This is a genomic window from Nocardia amamiensis NBRC 102102 (assembly GCF_001612745.1).
GTDB lineage: Bacteria > Actinomycetota > Actinomycetes > Mycobacteriales > Mycobacteriaceae > Nocardia > Nocardia amamiensis.
The window spans coordinates 1-16,290 of record NZ_BDBA01000106.1; the positions used below are offsets into that span (position 1 = coordinate 1).

Consider the following 16,290-nt stretch of genomic DNA (forward strand, 5'->3'; position numbering starts at 1 on the left):
CTAAGCTTTTTCACGGGCCCGCCGGCTATGAACTCCCTGAAGCCTACGGCCCTGACGAGATCACGTTCTCACACACGCCGGGCGCGCTGCGGCTTGCGCGCGGCTTCCTCGGTCACCTGGGCGCGGCGGTCGGCGGGCACCAGAGCGCGGATGTCCTCCCGCGAGCCGATCATCAGTTTCTGCAGGACCGCGGCCATTTGGGCGTCCACGGTCTTGAAGGAGCTGCCGCGCCGCGCGGCGATCGCGGTGTTGGTCCAGCCCGCCGCGGCCAGCACGGCGACGTCCTGTTCGGCCGTTGACAGCTCCTGCCAGGGTGAGGGCCGCTCGCGCCGGACCGGGTGGTCGACCGGCAGGCGGTCCAGTGCCAGACTGCCCAGCGCCAGCTGCGCAACCTCGCCGAGCTCTGGCCGCAGCAACGCCCCTTCTCGCTCGGCCACGGCGAAGGCCTTCGCGCCGAGGACTTCTCGAGCAATCGCGGTAGCGGCGTCGGTCTCGGTCGCGAACGGTCCGAGATTGGCGAGGTTCACGCCGAGTTTGTGCCGCAACGTAGCGGCACCTCCGGCGAGCCGGGCGATGTCGCGCGCCCATTCCGTCACCACGTCCGAGCGCTCGCCGGCCGCGGCGGTGATCAGGCGTGCCAGTGACCACGCGCAGACGTGGACGGCCCACACGGCGCCCCACTGATCGCGCATGGCCAGCTGCTTGGTCAGCGTCGTACGCCCCACGGCCAGCGCATCATTCGGGTCGCCGTGTTTGGTCAGCGCGATCGCCCAGGCCAGTTCGGCCCAGGACTTGGCCCACCGCGCTCCGGACCGCTCCGCGTTGTCCAGGTGCCGCCGGGCGATCTCCAGCGCCTGGGTCGCCGTGCCGAGGAACGCGGCGGCCAACGCCTCGAACAACTCGCTCATCGCGGCGCCACCGCGGTCGCCGCGCGCGGCGAATTGCGATCGGGCGCGGGCGAGTACCGCGATCGCGCGCACGTCGCGGCGCACCAGCATCAGTTCGCTGCCCCTGGTGAACTCGACCGCGGCGGGCAGATCGAGATCACGTTCGGGGTGCTCGCGCCACCCGGACCGCACGGCGGGGTCCGGCACGCAGGTGGCGACGCACTCGTCGAGAATGCGCTCGGCGTCGCCATGCACTCCCTGGCACATGCTGATCCACCCGATCAGCGCCAGCGCCGAGATCTGCAACCCGACCGGCTGTGGGTCGAGGCTACGGCTGGCGGCGAGCGTGCGCTCGGCCCATCGCCGCGGTTCGCGCAGCGAGCCGGTGAAGAACGGGCTGCGCAAAGCGATGAGCCCGACCGCGATCTCCAGACCGGTCGCGGCCTCGCCCGGCGTGCTCAGGCTGCCCTCGATGGCGCATAGCAGGTTGTCCCAGGCCGCCCGTGCCCACTCCAGCAGATCCTGTTCCGCAGGGCCGAACCACTCTGCCTGCGCCGTAACGACTTTGTCGCGGTAATAGCTGCGGTGCCTACCGGTCAACCGCGTGAATTCGGCACCGCGTTCGCGCAGACGCTGCTGAGCGAACACTCGAACGCTCTCCAGCAGCGAGTAACGCACCGTGGTCGCGGTCAGGTGGACCGACACCAGGGATTGATCCGCCAGCCGCTCGAGCAGGTCTTCGATCTCGTCCCGGGCCAAGCCGCCGGGCTCCTGGTCAGCGCAGACGGCTTCGATGGCCTCCAACTCGGCGCCGACGTCGAGCCCGGACGGGTCCGTGTCCTCGTGATCGTCGTATCCGGCGGCGAACACCGACAACCGCTCCAACAGCAGCCGCTCCTGGTCCCCGCACAGGTCATAGGACCAGCCGATGACGTCGCGAATGCCTTGATGGCGTTGCTCGGCGCCGACGCGGGGCCCGTGCGACCAGCGCAGCCGCCGATCGCTCGCCTCCCCGCTGAGATCACGCAGAATCATCGCCAGCGGCTGATGCAGCAGGCGCGCGGCGGCCAATCGGATATACAGCGGGTGATTGTGCACGTGCCTGCAGATCGCGGCGGCCGGCTCGACATCGCCGTCGGCGATGACGTGTCCGGTCAGTTCCGCCCGTGCGCGGAACAAGGTCAGCGCCTGCTGCTTGGACAGTGCGGGCACGGGCACGAGCTGCTCGTCGACCCAGCCGATCGCCTCGCGGCTGGTGGCCAGCACGGTGAGCCCGGGCGCCGCGTCGAGCAGGTCGGCGATCACCTGGCCCGCGCCGCGCAAGACGTGCTCGCAGTTGTCCATCACCAGGATCGTCTGCAGGCTGCGCCCGACCGCATCGCGCCGCCGCAGTGTGTCGAGCACCGCCTCCCACGCCGACCGTCCGGAGAAGTCGGCGTCGATCAGCGACCGCGCGACCTGCTCCTCCACCGCGGCGGCGTCCGCCCCGCGGGACAGCACGGCCAGCCGCACCCAGTGCACCGGCACCCGCCGCGCCTTGTGGACCCGGTGCACGGCCTCCGCCGCCAGCCTGGTCTTGCCGATGCCGCCCGCGCCGATCAGGGTGACCAAGCGGGTCGCGCCCAGCAGCGACATCCCGATCTTCTCCAGCTCGCGTTCGCGGCCGACGAAATCGCTGGTCGTCGCGGGTGGGAGACCCGGACCCGATGCACTCCTTACCGACACAGCAGTGCAGCGTAGTCGGCCGGCGGGCCGGAGCGCTCCGGGAAACGAGCAGGCGACAGGGCGGGCATCAGCCCACACCGATCGGCCCGTCGTGCTGTCCCGGCGGCCCGCGAGGTCTCTACCGATGTGGCGCACCCACCTATTCCTCGACGATTCCGCTATCGCCGCAATCGATCTCACGACCGAAGGGACGCCATGGTAGGACACGTACAGGTACTCGGAGCGGGCGAATGCGGGCTACCCCTCGCCCATTGTCTGCTGCGCGGCGGTAGCTCGGTCACGCTCGTCACCGACCGCGCCCCCGAAGCGATCCTCGCGGGGACGGTGACCAGCACGCAGGTCAAGTTCCCTCGGACGCTCGACCTCGAATCGGATGCGGGGCTGGGCTTCTGGCGGACGAGCGCACCGAATATCGAGGGCATCCGGTTCACCATGGCGGTCGAGGGCACGGCCGTGGCCTCCTGGGCCGGACGCTTGCCCCGGCCGGCGCAGAGCGTGGACCAGCGGACCGTCTTCGCACGCTGGCTGAGCGAATTCCTGGCCGCGGGCGGGGACCTGCGCATCGCTGATTCCTCGGTGACGGATGTCGACCGCGCCGCCGCCGACTACGACCTCACTGTGGTGACCCGCGCGTCACGCGAACTCGCCGCCTGTTTCCAGGACGACCCGGCGTGGACCGTACCCGCCGCGCCCCAGCGGCGGCTCGCGGTGCTGTACCTCGACGGCGTCCAGCCCGATCCGCACCACTTCGGCACCTACACCGCGCTACCCGAACACGGTGAGGTGATCTCCTATCCCGGGCTGACCGGACGACCGGGCCAGGAACGCCGCTGCGAGATCACGCTTTTCGAGGCGCGGCCGGGTGGCGCCCTCGACGTCTTCGACCAGCACGGCACGCCGGCGCAACGATTGCGCCAGGCCAAGCAGCTGATCGACGACCACCTGCCCGCCGAGCTCGCCGAGCGGTATCGCGACGCCGAGCTCACCGACGCCGGAGCGACGCTGGTCGGGGCCGTGGCACCGGCCATGCGCAGGCCGGTCGGCACCTTGCCCTCGGGCAGGCCGGTGCTCGGCGGCGGCGACGTCGTCTGCCGGATGGACCCGGGCGGCGCGCAGGGCGCCAACAATGCCGTGCACTGCGCCATCCGCTATGCGGAGGCGATCCTGCACACGTCCGACGGACGCTACGACAGGGACTGGATGGAGTGGGCGGCGGCGCCGTGGCTCACTGCCGTCGCACATCCCGCGGCACGATGGACCGCGACCGTGCTCGACCCACCTCCGGCGATGCAGGAGCTGATGCTGGCCGCGCAGCACGATTCGACGCTGGCCGACGCGTTCGCCGCCACCTTCGCGCGGCCGTCGAATATCGCGCGGTTCGCGGCTGCTGCCCCATCCTGAGCCGTCGCGGCGTCACGGTTGCCAGGGTGGGGTCTCGGGGAATGTGACCGGAAGCGCGGTCAGGGCTCGATGGAAAGGCCCTGGCCGCCAGGTCAATTCGTGCACCGCGACGGCAGGCCGCAGCTCCGGCAGCGCGTCCAGCAGCTGGTCGATCGCGTTCTGTCCGATCACGTAGGCGGGGCTGCGGGCGGGACAGGCGTGCGGTCCGGCGCCCCACGCCAGATGCGACCGGTTGCCGCTGTGATTCTCGGCGCTGATCGCCGGATCGTTGTTGCACGCCGCGAAGCTGACGACGACCGGTTGATGGGCGGGCAGCCACACATCGTCGATCAGGATCGGCTGACGCGGGTAGGTGACGGAGAAGTTGGCCATCGGCGGGTCGGTGAACAACACCTCGTCCAAGGCGTCGCGGGTGGACAGGCTCCCGCCGAGGACGTGGCCGCCGAAACGGTCGTCGGTCAGGATCAGCACGAGGCTGTTGACGATCAGGTTCTGTAGCGGCTCGATGCCCGCACCGTAGAGCACGACGAGCTGGTGGATCAGCTCCGCGTCGTCGAGGCAGGCCGGGTGCTGCAGCAGGCGGGTGGTGATGTCGTCGCCCGGTTCGGTGCGCTTGAGTTCGAGCAGCCGCAGCAGCGCGGCGCTGAGCATGCGATTGCCCGCTTCGGCGTCGACGCCGTCGAACACCGCGGCGGTCGCGGCGGCGACCTCTTTCCCGATCGACGGAGGGCACCCCAGCATCGCATTGATCACCTCGAAGGCGAGCGGTAACGCGTACTGGGAGACCAGATCGGCGCTGCCCGTCGTGCAGAAGGTGTTGATCAGCGGCACGGCGATCCGCTCCACGGTGGCGTGCAGCGCGTGCAGGTCCACGGCATTGATGGCCGCGGTATTGGCCTCTCGGTAGCGGGCATGCTCGGCACCCACGCTGCGCATCGCGTTGGGCCGCCATTCCAGCACCGGCAGCACCGGGCAGTCGGCGGGTACGCTCGCCTGCCAGGCGCGCGGATCGGCCGGGAAATGCTGTGGATCGTGCAGGATTCGCACAGCGGTGCGATAACTGAGCACCAGTGTCGCGGGCACGCCGCGCGCCAGCTCTACCGGTGCCAGCGAACCGTAGCGCGCCCGCATGTCCCGGTACGCCCGATGCGGATCGGCCGCGAACTCCTTGGAGTGCAGCGGTATCCGTTCGACGTCGGTATCGATCGGCGAACCATGATGTGCGCCAGTAGCGTTGCTGGCCGGGACAAGATCTCGGGGCGTGGTCAACGCGCGACTCCCACGGTAGAAGCGAATTCGGCGGTCGGGCGAACTCGGCACGGACCGTCCGACGCCGCTGCCGTCCGGTTCTGCGGTGCACCAGCGCCACATGAGCTCCCGACCGCGGTGCTGATCGACACACAGGATGGTCAGGTAGGTATGCCATCGGCATCGGTAGCGGCGGATGACCTGCGGTTATGCACCTCACTCAGGGTGCGTCACGCCGGGATTCGCGAGCTGCCGCGGCAAACGCGTGGACCCAGTGGGATGGCTGGTCCACACCGTCACCTGCGCTACGGCCAGTGCATCGGCCGAGCGGAGTGATCCTCGCACACAGCGCAATTCGTGCACGATGCTGTCGATTCGCTGCGCCGAGGTCGGCTGGCGCACCGGTCCGGTACGAGTCCGATGCCGCGGGTGAAGCGCGGCGGAACAGCCCGTATCGAAGGGAGCACAACCACTTCCGCGTGTAAGGCCTGGTGTATAACTTCCATCGGCCCGGTCGACTCCACCGACAAGCGATAGCGAGAAACGATGCACGGTTACCTGAACCAGGTCTCCCACGGCACCACCCCCTCCGGCTATCCGACGCGCGAACCCGAAGTCCGCGCGGTCGAGCCGCCGCGCAAGGGGGATCTGGTGGTCAGCGCGCTGCTGTGGTTGCTGCCTGCGGCGCTGGCCACGATGTCGGTGGTCCTCGCGCCGTGGTTCCTGATGGCGGGTGGCATCTGCGCGGCCAAGCCCGAGTGCCGGGTCGACACGAGCGCGGGTGTATGGATCATGGTGGGCGGTGGGGTTTTCGGATTCGCCGTCGGCGCGGCACTGTCCGCCACGGCGGCCAGACACGGGCGTGCACTGTTCCCCGGGGCACTGGTCGGCGCGGTGCTGGTCCTGCTGGCGTGGTTCGCCGCCTCGTTCGTGATGGGCTGACCATCCCGGCCCGGCAATGGAAACGGCGGGACGGGTTCGGCCCCATCGCCGACCCGCGTCGCGGTCAGTGCGCGTCGTAGATTCCGCGATAGTGAGCCAGCGCGGTGATGCGCACCCGCTCATCGCTCCACTGCGCGAAGCGATCCGGCGCCATACGAGCCGGGTCCACGACCGGATCGCCGGTGCCCAGCAGCAGATTCGTCAGATGACGGCCGACCCCGCCCGCGTGGGTCACCCAGGATGCCTCGGCCACCCACAGGCCCGGGAGGTCCGGGACCGCGCCGACGAGCGGCAATTCGTCGGGTGTGAGCGCGAAGGCGCCGTTGAGCCGAGATCCGATGCCGGCCGACCGGAAGGCGGGCACCAGGGCGGTCGCCGCGGCGAGCGCCGCACCGAAATCGGATTCCCGGTACGGTCTTTCGGCCGTCGCCGCCGCGGCGGCCAACGGGATCGGCTCATGGGAGTAGGTGCCGAGCCCGTAACGGCGTCCGTGCCTGCGGGTGTAGACGGCATGATCCGGGTATCGCACGATCGGCTCATCGATCGGAGTGTCGTCGAGATCGGGCAGTTCGATGGTGTGCACATACGGATGCTGGACCGCGACCATGGGCAACCGCACGCCGACGCTCGCGGCCAGCGCCGGACCCAGATACCGGCCGCGAGCACCACGGCCTTCGCCGTCAGTACCTCGTCGTCGGTGCGGACACCCACGACCCGGCCGTGCGCGGTCTCGATGGCGCGCACCCGGGTACCCCACCGAAAGGTCACCCCGTTCGCCGCGGCCGCCGCGACCAGGGCGTCGGTCAGCGCGATCGGTTCGGCGGCGCCGTCGGAGGGAATGTACAACGCGCCGAGCGCTCGTTCGGCGTTCACCAGCGCCGGAGCGAGCGCGACCGCCGCATCGGCGTCGAGGACTCGTGCTTCGATGCCGAGACCGCGTCCGTGTTCGACGTCCGCGTGCGCCTGCTCCAGCCGAGCCCGCGTTGTGGCGATCTCCAGGCAACCGACTTGGCGAAACGCCGCGGGCGCCAGGGCGCGGTAGGTGGCGACGCCATCTATCGCCAGCACGGCGAGTTCCGGTGTGGCGCTGAGCTGTCCGACGAAGCCGGGTGCCAAGCCGGTCGATCCCGGCAGGGTGTCACGGGACCGGGTATCGAGTACCGTCACATCTTCCTGTCCCGCCGCCGCGAGATGGTAGGCCACCGCAGCCCCCACGACTCCGGCGCCGACCACCACTACCTCTGCACCCATACCGCCTCCGCACGTCGATCGGTCTCCACCCTAGAAGCCGCGCCGGGCCATGCGGCCGCCGACCATCCGCGCCTCGGTCGGAGCGGACGGTTTGCCACCATAGAGGGGTGGGCCAGATCCGGATCGGCACGTCAGGATGGGTATATCCGCCCTGGCGGGGGACGTTCTATCCGGCGGGCGTGCAGCACAAGCGCGAGCTGGCCTATCTCTCGGAGCGACTCGACAGCGTCGAGATCAACGGCTCGTTCTATGCACTGCAACGCCCGTCCAGCTATCGCAACTGGGCGGAGCAGACCCCGGACGACTTCGTGTTCGCGGTGAAGGGCAGTCGCTTCATCACCCACATGAAGAGGCTGCGGGACGGCGACGAGCCGCTGGCGAACTTCCTCGCGTCCGGCCCCTTGGCGCTCGGGCCCAAGCTGGGTCCGATGCTGTGGCAGCTGCCACCCACTTTCCCCTTCGACGTCGACGTGCTCGACGCCTTCCTCTCCCGTCTGCCCCGCAGTACCGAGCAGGCCGCCGAGATCGCGCGCCGGCACGATCACCGCGTCGATCCCGCACACACCAGCACCGATGCCGACCGGCCGATGCGGCACGCCCTGGAGATCCGGCACTCCAGCTTCCTGACCCCGGCGTTCACCGACCTGCTCACCCGCCATGGGGTGGCGCTCGTCGTCGCCGACGCGGCGGGCAAGTATCCGCTGATCGAGGAGGTCACCGCGGATTTCGTCTATGTCCGATTGCATGGGCACGACGAGCTCTACGTCAGCGGCTACACCGACGAAGGCCTGGACATGTGGGCGGAGAAGATCCGCTCCTGGGCTCGATCCGGTGATGTGTACACCTATTTCGACAACGACGCGAAAGTGATGGCGCCTCGCGACGCCATCGCGTTGCGGGCGCGTCTGACGTGAGGGTCGGGATCGCGGCGTGATCTGCCTGGTTCGTCGGCGGTGCTGTCCACCGACATGGGTGAGGTCGGCCAGAGCAAACGGAGTGATCTTCCAGTGGCGAACTGGATGGGGCGCACCGAGGAGACCGCGCGGCGACGCCGACCGTCGCCTGGCCGGGACTCGCCGAGCCGGTGACTACGCCGACTGGCGCAGTGGGTGCAGGGCGGCGAGCGCGCGCAGTGCGTCGGCGCGCGAGATGGGCTGGTCGTTTTCCAGGGCGGCCAGTTCCAGCTCGATCCAGTCGCGAATCAACGCGGACATCGTCACGTTGCGCTGCTCGGCGGCCATCTTCACCCGCTGGTGCAGGTCGAACGGGATGCGCAGCGAGGTGGTGACGGTGACCGTGTCCTCGGCGCGCAGCGGCGGCGGCAGCTCGGCCGGATCCACCGGCGCGTCGGTGTATTCGAGGCCGGATAGGAAGTCCGGGACGTCCTTCGGATTCGTCGGGTAGTCAGTCATCAGCGTGCTCCCAGCGCTCGAGTTCGGCCACCTGGGACTCGGTCATCTCGACCGCGCCCAGAATGTCCCACTGCCAGCCTTCGGTGCGGCGGACAGCGACGATCAGTGGCCGGCCCGTCTCGGTGCGGCCCCAGACCGTCAGCACCGAGAGCTCGTTCCGGCCACGCGCCTGCCGAGGCCATCGGCGGGCACCCATGAGCACCTGCAGCACTTCGCGAGGGTCGATCCCCACCAGCGACAACAGTGCCCACTCGGGCCAGTTATAACCCACGATCAGCGATAATACAAGTGTATTGCATCCGGGCTCACCGTGCTCGCGCGCGGGACAGGTTCCAGCTCTGCCAGGTGTCCGCGCCGAGATCGGCGCGCAGCCGGGTGCGCAGTTCGCTCCGCAGCGGCTCGGAAAGCCGATCGGTCGCGGGCAGGATGTCGGGCGAGAGTGTGCCCAGATAGTCCGTGTCCAACGACTTGCCCTGCTGCCAGCGGTCGATGTTCTGCTCGGCGATCAACCGTTCCGGGTCGAGGACGGCGAGCGCGAGCAGCGTCGCCATGGCCGTGCCCAGCACGGCGCGGGGCAGCCAGTCTCGCCGCAACCGCACGACGGCGACCACGACCAGGACATAGACCAGGCCGAGCCACACCTCACAGACCTCGACCAGCAGCCGCAGCACCGTGAAGCCGTAGGCCTGCTGATAGGTCCACATGCGGCCGAGTGCCGAGGCGACGATGATCAGCGCGAGCACGCTCACCGCCGTGAGCAGGCCACGCAACCACATGCGGTCGGCGGCGGTGTCCTGCGCCGCCCAGCGCAGCACGATCATGAGCACCGCGAGGGTGAGGACAGTGACCGCCGAGAGTTGCCAGAATCCGGTGCGCGCGTACTCGGCGTAGGTCAGGCCCGCGGTGCGCTGGACGTATCCGTCGCCGCCGAAGAGCACGAGGAACTGGGTGCCGACGAACGCCGCGAAGAGAATCGCGAGCGCGCCGATGGGCAGTGCCCACTCGGTCCGGCGCAGACCTCGTCGCCGGGCGGTCACGGTGGCGGGCAGCGGTGGACCGGCGAGCGCGAACATCGCTCCCAGCGTGCCGAGGGCGGCCAGTGCGAACAACACGATCCACCGCGCCACCGCGGGAGTATCGAGATCCGGCGTCACGCTGTGGATCAGGTCGGCGAAGATCGCGTCCGCACTGCCGAGCAGCGGCACGAACACCGCGAGCAGCGTGACGGTCACCGCCGCCGACAATGCGAGCCGCCACCTGCGGGTCGTGTCGGCGCCGCCGACCCGTGCCGTGCCCGCAGACACCCAGGGCACCGCCTCCAATGCTGCGAGCGGTACCGCGAGCGTGTCGTAGAGGATGCCGTTCGCCGATCGGCGTCCGACGACAGCCAGCGAACCGGCGAAACCCGCCGCCACCACGCACAACGCGAACAGCCAGCCCGCGGCGCGGAATGCCCCGACCGCCAGCAGGGCAAGCGTGAGGCCTGCCCACCAGAGCCGCCCCAGGTGCTGCCTGCGGCGAAGGACACCCGTTGTTGCTGTCGCCTGGCCGTCCGTCGATGCCGGGCGGGATTTTCCGTTTTCCGACGACATCGCACCCCGCGCGCCCCGGCGCGCATTGCGGTCGACGAGAAAGACCGCCACCGCGGCGGTGGCGGCGGCGATCACCCAGCCGATGCCGGGCTGGTCCCACCGGATCAGGACCGCAGCGGCCAATCCGGAGATCAATGCGGCGGGCGCAACACCCGGCGGGCACACGACACGCCGCCACTTGGGCACACGGTTCGGGGGCAGCGGCGCGGCCGCCGACGGGCGCGGCGGCGCCGGACTGCTGTCCCGCTCATTTCCCGCACTTTCGGAGACCTGCTCCGCCGACGGCTGCTGCCCCTGCATCGCCCGCCGATGTTCGCCCTGTCCGACCCGCGATGTCGACGCCCGCTCTCCATGCTTCGCCAACGGTTGCGCCGTCTGCTCCGCCAACGGCTGCGGCCCCGGTGCAGACGACGCCTGCTCTTCCTTTGCTTCTGGAGTGTTCGGCGCTGACGCACGCCGAGCTGACGCGTCTCGGTCGAGTTCCACGGTGGAATCTGCGGAATCACCCCCTATATCACCGGATCTTCCGGCCGGTGACGATGGCGGCGTGGGTTCGGCCGACGACGTGGATTCGGTTGCTTCGGGCATGGAAGTTCCCTTCTGTAGGCGTGCGGAATCGTCCCGGATCCAGGTGAGGTCCGGGTTGGATGACGTGGCAGGTCAGTGCTCGGGCAGCACCACTCGGATGCGCGAGCCGGGGTCGGCGACGGCGATGGTGCCGCCGTGCAGGTCGACCACCCAGCGCGAGATGGCGAGGCCGAGTCCGGTGCCGCCGCCCGAAGTGCGGCCTCCCCTGGTGAACCGGTCGAAGACCCTGGCGCGTTCGGCGGGCGGAATGCCCGGTCCGTCGTCGTCGACATCGATGACGACCTCGCCCGGCGCGACACGCACGGCGATGCGGACCTCACCACCAGCGGGTCCGTGCCGCGCGGCGTTGTCGAGCAGGTTCAGCAGCACCTGATGCAATCGCGCACGGTCGGCGTACACGCAGGCGGTGCCGGGCAGGACGTCGGTGCGGAAGCGCACGCCGCGACCGAGCGCGGCCGTCATGACTTCGGCCTCGGCGACGACGTCCGCCAGCAGCGGTGCGAGCGGCAGTTCTTCGCGATCGAGCGGGAAGGCGCCGGCTTCGATGCTGGAGAGATCGAGGAGTTCGGATACCAGCAGAGTCAGCCGCTCGGTCTGGGCCAGAGCGGTGCGCAGGGTCGCCGGGTCGGGTTGTGAGACGCCATCGACCAGGTTCTCCAGTACCGCGCGCAAAGCCGTGACGGGCGTGCGCAATTCGTGCGAGACGTTCGCGATGAGGTCGCGGCGTTGCTGGTCGGCCGCGGCCAGGTCGGCGGCCATCTGGTTGAACGCCTCGGCCAATTGCCCGACTTCGTCGCGGGAGCTCGCCCGCACCCGGTGGGTGTAGTCACCCTGCGCCATCCGTTTGGCCGCCGCGGTCATCTCCCGGAGCGGCCTGGTGATGCCATGCGCGAGGACCTGCGAGGTCGCCAGCGCGACCACCAGCGCGGTGAGCGTGGTGCGCGGCGGCACCCAGCCGATCTTGAACCGGAAGAACCCGTACGCGACCCCGCCGGAACACAACATGAGGATCGCCAGTTTCAGCTTGATCGATCTGACCGGGTCCAGCGGCCGCGGCAACAACTCGGCCAGGCGGTCGCTCATGCGGCGCACCCACCGTCGCGTGGCGGGCATCCCCCGGCCGGTCTGTTCCCTCCGGACATCGTTCGGTGCGGCGAACCGCCCACCGTGGGCAGGCATCGGATCCTGCCTGGACTCGGCGCTCATCGAGCCTCCAGCGCGTACCCGACACCGCGGACGGTGCGGATGAGGTCGGCGCCGAGTTTGCGTCGCAAAGCCTTGATGTGACTGTCGACTGCGCGGGTTCCCGCCGCGTCGGCCCAGTCCCAGACGTCTTCGAGCAGACGCTCGCGCGCGAGCACCGTGCGCGGGCGACGGGCCAGGCGGGCGAGCAGATCGAATTCGAGCGGCGTCAGCCGCGCCTCGACGTCGCCGCGCCATACCCGGCGCTGGTCGACGTCGATGCGCAGGTCCCCGACCAGAATTGTCGCGCCGTCGCGGTCGGCGGCACGCTCCATCCGACGCAGCAGTGCGTGCACTCGCGCGGCGAGCACCCGGAGCGAGAAGGGTTTGGTGAGGTAGTCGTCCGCACCGACACCCAGACCGACCAGCTGGTCTGTTTCGTCGGCACGCGCGGTGAGCATGAGCACGGGAATCGGGCGGCGCGCCTGAATGCGCCGGCACACTTCCAGCCCGTCGAACCCGGGCAGCATGACGTCGAGCACCACCAGGTCGGGTTCGGCGGCCGCGACGGCCGCGATGGCGGAAGGGCCGTCGTGCGCCAGATCGACCGCGAATCCCTCCGCCCGCAGTCGCGCCGCGACCGACTGCGCGATGGTGATTTCGTCATCCACCACCAGGATCCGCCGCGTGGCCTGCTGCGGAGCGGTCACCGTGCTCTGTTCCATGCACCGAACCCTAGCCACCAGCCGTGGAGGAATCCGTCGGCAATTGTGGAGATTTCGTGTGCACCGTCCGGCGGCGGACGCGCTCACGGCCGGACCAGGGCAACTTGTCGAGGCGTTCGATATCGGTGTCGAACCGTTTCGGGAACTCCGCGAACGCGGCAACGTCAGCCGCCGTCCAGTGCGCCGGGCGCCTCACTCCGCGCGGCCGGGTCGGCTGCGGCAAATCCCGCCGAGGGCGCCAGGGCGAGCACTGCCGCCGCGGCCATGGTGATTCCTGCGCGTCGCATCGACATGAGTGCCCGCCTCTCGGTCTTGATGTCTCAACGAGACATACTGGCCAGGCACCTGCTGGTCGGCAATCCGGAGCCGCGCAGGGAGAACTTCATCGGGGCACTCGGCCGCCAGCGCGCGATGGCGCGAACTTTCGCCGCGCGCGCCGGACTGTCCGCCGACGACCTGAGCCCGCAGCTCACCGCCGCCTGTTTCGCCGCATTCGGCGTCGGCCTGGATCACTGGATGCTGGGCGAGGACCATTCGATCGCGGCTCTGCACCGCGTTCTCGATCGCGCGGTGGCGTCACTGCAGCAGGGCATCGACCTCGATGGCGCACGCTGATCCGCACCCGCGCTGGTCACTACCGCCCACGCCGCAACCGGTTTCACCCGTCACCTACCATCGCCAAGGTGATCACGGTGGCCAGTTGGAACGTTCTGCATCGCGTCCATGCCGAGAACTGGTACGAGGATGTTGCGACGCGGTGGCCGGACGAGGGCGCGCGGATCGCCGCGATCACCGCGCGCGTCGCCGAACGCACCGAGCGGATCATCGCACTGCAAGAAGTCAGCGGAGACCAGCTGGCCGGCCTCAGAATGGCCTTACCGGACAGGACCTTTCACGCGATGCGGTACCAGCGTCTGCCGACGCCGCGCCGCATGCCCAGCTCACTGCTCGACGGTGGTGAGTACCTGGTAGTGCTCACCGCCGAGCCGAGCAGGGAACTCGCCGCCGAGTCGTTCGCGCAGGATCAGGGCAAGGGCGCGCTCGTCGTCGACGTGGGCGGACTGGTGGTGATCGCCACACATGTGACCGGAGACCGGCGGCGCGCGCAGCAGCTGACCCGGCTGTCCGAACTCGCGACCGCCGCACCGGGTCATGCCGCCGTGCTACTCGGCGACTTCAATACCGATCGCGACACGGTCGCCGACGGGTTGGGCAACGGCTTCGTGGTCGCCGAGTGCGTTGCAGGCGCGCTCCCGACTCGCCCGCGCGCGTCGGGGTCGAAGTCCCAGTACATCGATCACGTGGTCGTGCACGGCGCGACCGTCACGCCGGCGTCGGTCGACGACGTGGGCGGGGTGTCCGATCACAATCTCGTCCGCGCGGCCGTCACGATCTGAGTCCTTCGGCTCCGGCACATCACCGGCCTGCCCCACCGGAGGCGGTAGGTGGGCAGGCCGCGATATGAGCGTTCCCTTCACGCGCAATAGCGGGATCGATGAGCAAAATACGTTGCACCCCTTGCACTTCGCGGTTTCGGCGCGAGTCACAGGCGGGTGAGCGACTCGGGCTCGTCAGCCCGACATGTGCCGACCCGCCGATCACGATGGATCGACCGGTGCAACCGAGTGCGCGGCCCAGCGGGCCGTCAATCCGAGATGTCCGGCACTCCACCTCGATTCGTGTCAGCGGCGGCGATCCCGATCGGTCGCAACTCACCGTGGGGTGCGCCGCACAGCCGCCGTCGTGGACGCGATCCGATGCGGGCATCCGCTACGACAGGAAGTAGTATGAATCGGTGCGAAATCCGGCGAAAGTGGCGACGCGGCTGCGCGGCGCGTTCGTCGGATCGGCGGCCGGGGCGGTGAGCATTGCCGCGCATGCCCTCGGCGGTGGAGCGATGTCCCCGGGGGCTGCACCGATCGCGGCGTTGATCGTTGCGTGCGCGGCGGTGGGCGTCCTGGTCGGAGCACGGCCGCACCGCCGCGGGCTCAGCGAGATCACGGCGATGCTCGCGATCGGCCAGACCGTCGCGCATCTCGCGCTGACTCTGCCCGCCGGGCATCAGCACGACGCGAGTATGTCCTCGGTCATGCTCGGTGCGCATCTGGCGGCCATCCCGCTCGGCGCGCTGCTCATCCACGCCGCCGAGCGGGCGGCATTGCGAGCCGCATCCGACCTCCAGCACACAGTGCGCCTTCTGACAGTCGGTCCCACCACGCCCGCCGGATTCTCCTCGCCCGTGATCGACTGCGTTCTCGCCCGTCCGCGGCGCCTGCTGCTCGGTTCGGGCTCCGGCCTGCGTGGCCCGCCACTCCCCCGCTGACTTCCTACCCTGCCGGTGCACATCAGGCCTTGCCGCCCAATGCTTTTCGTGGGCGGGCGGAGCACTGCGTTCGTATCCAGAACCAGCCCGTACGCTGCCGCACCCCGGACATGCGGTTCGATCGTCATTTCGGATATCGCGGCCTGCGGAGCGTGCGCGTCACAGGACCGGCGATGAGTCGGGTTCATGTTCGGCGGATGACCGAAAGCCCTTGCGGCCCAACGGAATCAGACGCACGTAAACGACTCGGCGATAGAGCGGCCCGCGATACCACTGTGCGGACAGCGCACTGACCGCTCCGGTGAACCCGGCGGAACTACCACCACCTCTCACATCTTCGGAGTTTCCATGCCTACCAGCACCTTCGACCCACCACACGTCGTGTCGCGCACCGCTCGCCTGCTGCGCGGAGTGGCCGCCGCGGCGGCTCTGCCCGTCCTCCTGGTCGCCTGCTCGTCGAACGACAAGACGGACGCCGCGTCCTCCACCGACACCGTGACCATTTCCGATCAATGGGTCAAGGCGGCCGACAGCGGGATGTCGGCCGCGTTCGGCGACCTGACCAACACCGGCGACACGCCACGTACCGTGGTGTCGGCGACCAGCCCCGCCTCCGGCCGGATCGAGTTGCACGAAGTGGTCACCGACGCGAACGGAACGAAGACGATGCGACCCAAATCGGGCGGCTTCGTGATTCCGGCGCACGGCCAGAAACGGCTGCGACCCGGCGGTGACCACATCATGTTCATGGATCTGCACGGACCGCTGCGCACCGGCTCGGCGACGTCGCTCACGCTGACCTTCGACGACGGCTCCACCACGACCTTCACCGCCCAGGTGCGCGACTTCTCCGGCAACCAGGAGAATTACGTGCCGGATCAGGGTAGCGGCGCGTCGCATACCGGCGCGCAGACCCCCGCGCACGGTGGCTGATCGGAACGGTTCGCGACCCGCACGGATCAACCGGCGGCGTCTGCTGGGCGGCGGCGCCGCCGCGGCAGGCGCCGCCGGGAT

16 protein-coding genes and 1 pseudogene are annotated in these 16,290 nt (G+C 69.6%); 7 read left to right on the top strand and 10 right to left on the bottom strand.

What is annotated here, in order from left to right:
• Window positions 1-68: 68 nt before the first annotated feature.
• Window positions 69-2,612: an AAA family ATPase gene (locus NA4_RS20090; protein ID WP_067471942.1), complete on the bottom strand. Its 2,544-nt coding sequence runs from the start codon at window positions 2,610-2,612 to the stop codon at window positions 69-71.
• Window positions 2,613-2,807: 195 nt separating this feature from the next.
• Here NA4_RS20090 and NA4_RS20095 point away from each other — a divergent pair, with 195 nt between their 5' ends.
• Complete coding sequence (locus NA4_RS20095; RefSeq protein WP_067471946.1) at window positions 2,808-4,013, top strand: styrene monooxygenase/indole monooxygenase family protein; 1,206 nt, start codon at window positions 2,808-2,810, stop codon at window positions 4,011-4,013.
• 12 nt (window positions 4,014-4,025) lie between these two features.
• On the opposite strand, the gene NA4_RS20100 is transcribed toward NA4_RS20095, so the two are convergent.
• The gene (locus tag NA4_RS20100) at window positions 4,026-5,282 is read right to left on the bottom strand and encodes a cytochrome P450 (RefSeq protein ID WP_067471981.1); all 1,257 of its coding nucleotides are present in this window, start codon (window positions 5,280-5,282) and stop codon (window positions 4,026-4,028) included.
• 525 nt (window positions 5,283-5,807) lie between these two features.
• Between NA4_RS20100 and NA4_RS20110 the strand changes: the two genes are divergently transcribed.
• Window positions 5,808-6,203, top strand: coding sequence for a hypothetical protein (locus tag NA4_RS20110; protein WP_067471952.1), 396 nt, complete (start codon window positions 5,808-5,810; stop codon window positions 6,201-6,203).
• Between the two features lie 64 nt (window positions 6,204-6,267).
• Here NA4_RS20110 and NA4_RS43290 read toward each other — a convergent pair whose 3' ends face one another.
• The gene (locus NA4_RS43290; protein ID WP_281180041.1) at window positions 6,268-6,786 is read right to left on the bottom strand and encodes an FAD-dependent oxidoreductase; all 519 of its coding nucleotides are present in this window, start codon (window positions 6,784-6,786) and stop codon (window positions 6,268-6,270) included.
• Window positions 6,787-6,845: 59 nt separating this feature from the next.
• A pseudogene (locus tag NA4_RS43685) lies at window positions 6,846-7,454 on the bottom strand (NAD(P)/FAD-dependent oxidoreductase); the annotation flags it as partial.
• A 107-nt stretch (window positions 7,455-7,561) separates the two neighbouring features.
• Between NA4_RS43685 and NA4_RS20120 the strand changes: the two are divergent.
• The gene (locus NA4_RS20120) at window positions 7,562-8,368 is read left to right on the top strand and encodes a DUF72 domain-containing protein (RefSeq protein WP_067471956.1); all 807 of its coding nucleotides are present in this window, start codon (window positions 7,562-7,564) and stop codon (window positions 8,366-8,368) included.
• Window positions 8,369-8,542: 174 nt separating this feature from the next.
• Here NA4_RS20120 and NA4_RS20125 read toward each other — a convergent pair whose 3' ends face one another.
• From NA4_RS20125 to NA4_RS43295, 6 genes are all read right to left on the bottom strand, one after another.
• On the bottom strand, window positions 8,543-8,866 hold the full coding sequence (locus NA4_RS20125) for a hypothetical protein (protein ID WP_067471959.1): 324 nt from the start codon (window positions 8,864-8,866) through the stop codon (window positions 8,543-8,545).
• Entirely contained in the window at window positions 8,859-9,137 is a 279-nt protein-coding gene (locus tag NA4_RS20130; RefSeq protein ID WP_067471962.1) for a hypothetical protein, read from the bottom strand. The genes NA4_RS20125 and NA4_RS20130 overlap by 8 nt, the downstream gene beginning before the upstream one ends.
• Window positions 9,138-9,171: 34 nt before the next feature.
• Window positions 9,172-10,758, bottom strand: a complete 1,587-nt coding sequence (locus tag NA4_RS20135) for a DUF4153 domain-containing protein (protein ID WP_084497264.1) — start codon at window positions 10,756-10,758, stop codon at window positions 9,172-9,174.
• A 360-nt stretch (window positions 10,759-11,118) separates the two neighbouring features.
• A complete protein-coding gene (locus NA4_RS20140) occupies window positions 11,119-12,129 on the bottom strand; it encodes a HAMP domain-containing sensor histidine kinase (protein ID WP_218022324.1) in 1,011 nt (336 codons plus the stop codon).
• Window positions 12,130-12,248: 119 nt separating this feature from the next.
• Complete coding sequence (locus NA4_RS20145; protein ID WP_084497265.1) at window positions 12,249-12,953, bottom strand: response regulator; 705 nt, start codon at window positions 12,951-12,953, stop codon at window positions 12,249-12,251.
• 164 nt (window positions 12,954-13,117) lie between these two features.
• A complete protein-coding gene (locus NA4_RS43295; protein WP_281180043.1) occupies window positions 13,118-13,246 on the bottom strand; it encodes a hypothetical protein in 129 nt (42 codons plus the stop codon).
• A gap of 22 nt (window positions 13,247-13,268) precedes the next feature.
• Here NA4_RS43295 and NA4_RS20150 point away from each other — a divergent pair, with 22 nt between their 5' ends.
• From NA4_RS20150 to NA4_RS20165, 4 genes are all read left to right on the top strand, one after another.
• Window positions 13,269-13,568 carry an acyl-CoA-like ligand-binding transcription factor gene (locus NA4_RS20150; RefSeq protein WP_245671501.1) on the top strand — a complete coding sequence of 100 codons (300 nt, stop codon included), beginning with the start codon at window positions 13,269-13,271 and terminating at the stop codon, window positions 13,566-13,568.
• A gap of 77 nt (window positions 13,569-13,645) precedes the next feature.
• Complete coding sequence (locus NA4_RS20155) at window positions 13,646-14,350, top strand: endonuclease/exonuclease/phosphatase family protein (RefSeq protein WP_245671500.1); 705 nt, start codon at window positions 13,646-13,648, stop codon at window positions 14,348-14,350.
• 398 nt (window positions 14,351-14,748) lie between these two features.
• Window positions 14,749-15,276, top strand: a complete 528-nt coding sequence (locus NA4_RS20160) for a hypothetical protein (RefSeq protein ID WP_067471975.1) — start codon at window positions 14,749-14,751, stop codon at window positions 15,274-15,276.
• Between the two features lie 348 nt (window positions 15,277-15,624).
• Window positions 15,625-16,209 (top strand): copper chaperone PCu(A)C, encoded by a 585-nt coding sequence (locus NA4_RS20165; RefSeq protein WP_157129160.1) that lies wholly within the window; start codon window positions 15,625-15,627, stop codon window positions 16,207-16,209.
• Window positions 16,210-16,290 lie beyond the last annotated feature (81 nt).